This window comes from Stenotrophomonas sp. TWI819, assembly GCF_039673075.1.
Lineage (GTDB): Bacteria > Pseudomonadota > Gammaproteobacteria > Xanthomonadales > Xanthomonadaceae > Stenotrophomonas > Stenotrophomonas rhizophila_B.
In genome coordinates, this window is record NZ_JBDJKY010000027.1 from 2,501 (window position 1) to 5,458 (window position 2,958).

Genomic DNA, 2,958 nt, shown 5'->3' on the forward strand with positions numbered 1-2,958 from the left:
ACCAGAGGAAAAGAAATCAACCGAGATTCCCTGAGTAGCGACGAGCGAACGGGGACTAGCCCTTAAGCTGGAATGGTTCTAGAAAAACAGCCTGGAACGGCTGGCCATAGAAGGTGATAGCCCTGTATTTAAAAGGGCCACTCCAGTGAAGACGAGTAGGGCGGGGCACGTGAAACCCTGTCTGAACATGGGGGGACCATCCTCCAAGGCTAAATACTACTGACCGACCGATAGTGAACCAGTACCGTGAGGGAAAGGCGAAAAGAACCCCGGAGAGGGGAGTGAAATAGATCCTGAAACCGTGTGCGTACAAGCAGTAGGAGCTCGAAAGAGTGACTGCGTACCTTTTGTATAATGGGTCAGCGACTTACTGTTCGTGGCAAGCTTAACCGTATAGGGGAGGCGAAGGGAAACCGAGTCTGATAAGGGCGCATAGTCGCGGGCAGTAGACCCGAAACCGGGTGATCTAGTCATGGCCAGGGTGAAGGTGCCGTAACAGGTACTGGAGGCCCGAACCCACGTCTGTTGCAAAAGACGGGGATGAGCTGTGATTAGGAGTGAAAAGCTAATCGAACCCGGAGATAGCTGGTTCTCCTCGAAAGCTATTTAGGTAGCGCCTCATATGTATCCTCTCGGGGGTAGAGCACTGTTATGGCTAGGGGGTCATCGCGACTTACCAAACCATTGCAAACTCCGAATACCGAGACGGACTGTATGGGAGACACACGGCGGGTGCTAACGTCCGTCGTGAAAAGGGAAACAACCCAGACCCACAGCTAAGGTCCCAAATTCACTGCTAAGTGGAAAACCATGTGGAAAGGCACAGACAGCCAGGAGGTTGGCTTAGAAGCAGCCACCCTTTAAAGAAAGCGTAATAGCTCACTGGTCGAGTCGGTCTGCGGGGAAGATTTAACGGGGCTAAGCAGTGAACCGAAGCTTGGGGTGTGCATATTTATATGTACGCGGTAGAGGAGCGTTCCGTAAGCCGTTGAAGGTGGATTGAGAAGTCTGCTGGAGGTATCGGAAGTGCGAATGCTGACATGAGTAACGATAATGCGGGTGAAAAACCCGCACGCCGAAAGCCCAAGGTTTCCTTGCGCAACGTTAATCGGCGCAGGGTGAGTCGGCCCCTAAGGCGAGGACGAAAGTCGTAGTCGATGGGAAGCAGGTTAATATTCCTGCACCTCGCGTAAGTGCGATGGAGGGACGGAGAAGGTTAGGTGTACCCGGCGTTGGTTGTCCGGGGGAAAGGCGGTAGGTTTGGATCTTTGGCAAATCCGGGATCCTTTAAGACCGAGCACCGAGACGAGCCTTTAAGGCGAAGTCACTGATACCACGCTTCCAGGAAAAGCTCCTAAGCTTCAGCTTACGCAGACCGTACCGTAAACCGACACAGGTGGGTAGGATGAGAATTCTCAGGCGCTTGAGAGAACTCGGGTGAAGGAACTAGGCAACATGGCACCGTAACTTCGGGAGAAGGTGCGCCCTTTTTGGTGGCTCATGCGAGCTATAGCTGAAGAGGGCCGCAGTAACCAGGCCGCTGCGACTGTTTATCAAAAACACAGCACTCTGCAAACACGAAAGTGGACGTATAGGGTGTGACGCCTGCCCGGTGCTGGAAGGTTAATTGATGGGGTCAGCCGCAAGGCGAAGCTCTTGATCGAAGCCCCAGTAAACGGCGGCCGTAACTATAACGGTCCTAAGGTAGCGAAATTCCTTGTCGGGTAAGTTCCGACCTGCACGAATGGCGTAACGACAGCGGCGCTGTCTCCACCCGAGACTCAGTGAAATTGAAATCGCTGTGAAGATGCAGCGTTCCCGTGGCAAGACGGAAAGACCCCGTGAACCTTTACTATAGCTTTACACTGAACGTTGAGTTCGTCTGTGTAGGATAGGTGGGAGGCTATGAAACTGTGGCGCTAGCTGCAGTGGAGCCATCCTTGAAATACCACCCTGTCGTGCTTGACGTTCTAACCTAGGTCCATAATCTGGATCGGGGACCGTGTATGGTGGGTAGTTTGACTGGGGCGGTCTCCTCCTAAAGAGTAACGGAGGAGCTCGAAGGTACGCTCAGCGCGGTCGGACATCGCGCACTGTGTGCAAAGGCATAAGCGTGCTTGACTGCAAGATCGACGGATCAAGCAGGTAGGAAACTAGGACTTAGTGATCCGGTGGTTCTGTATGGAAGGGCCATCGCTCAACGGATAAAAGGTACTCCGGGGATAACAGGCTGATACCGCCCAAGAGTTCATATCGACGGCGGTGTTTGGCACCTCGATGTCGGCTCATCACATCCTGGGGCTGTAGTCGGTCCCAAGGGTATGGCTGTTCGCCATTTAAAGTGGTACGCGAGCTGGGTTCAGAACGTCGTGAGACAGTTCGGTCCCTATCTGCCATGGGCGTTGGAGATTTGAGAGGGGCTGCTCCTAGTACGAGAGGACCGGAGTGGACGAACCTCTGGTGTTCCGGTTGTCACGCCAGTGGCATTGCCGGGTAGCTATGTTCGGAAGCGATAACCGCTGAAAGCATCTAAGCGGGAAGCGCGCCTCAAGATGAGATCTCCCGGGGCACAAGCCCCCTGAAGGAACCATATAGACTATGTGGTTGATAGGTCAGGTGTGTAAGTACAGCAATGTATTGAGCTAACTGATACTAATGATCCGTGTGGCTTGACCATATAACCTCAAGTTGCCTTGGCCGACATGACATGTCGATAGATCCCAAGTGCACGCTACGTCACAAGACTTACGAGAGGCAGGCGCCTTAATCCGTTCCTTAGGATGGCGACGCTCCAACTGTCTCCCTGGTGAAATTAGCGCTGTGGAACCACCCGATCCCATCCCGAACTCGGAAGTGAAACGCAGCTGCGCCGATGGTAGTGTGGCCTAAGCCATGCGAGAGTAGGTCATCGCCAGGGTTTTTACCCGAAAACCCCGCTGCTCACGCAGCGGGGTTTTC

2 rRNA genes (1 of these 2 running past the window's edge) are annotated in these 2,958 nt (G+C 53.7%); both read left to right on the forward strand.

The window, feature by feature from the left end:
* Positions 1–2,677, forward strand: a 23S ribosomal RNA gene (locus ABE463_RS18595) (it extends 202 nt beyond the left edge of the window).
* A 125-nt stretch (positions 2,678–2,802) separates the two neighbouring features.
* Positions 2,803–2,917 (forward strand): 5S ribosomal RNA (rrf, locus tag ABE463_RS18600).
* Positions 2,918–2,958 lie beyond the last annotated feature (41 nt).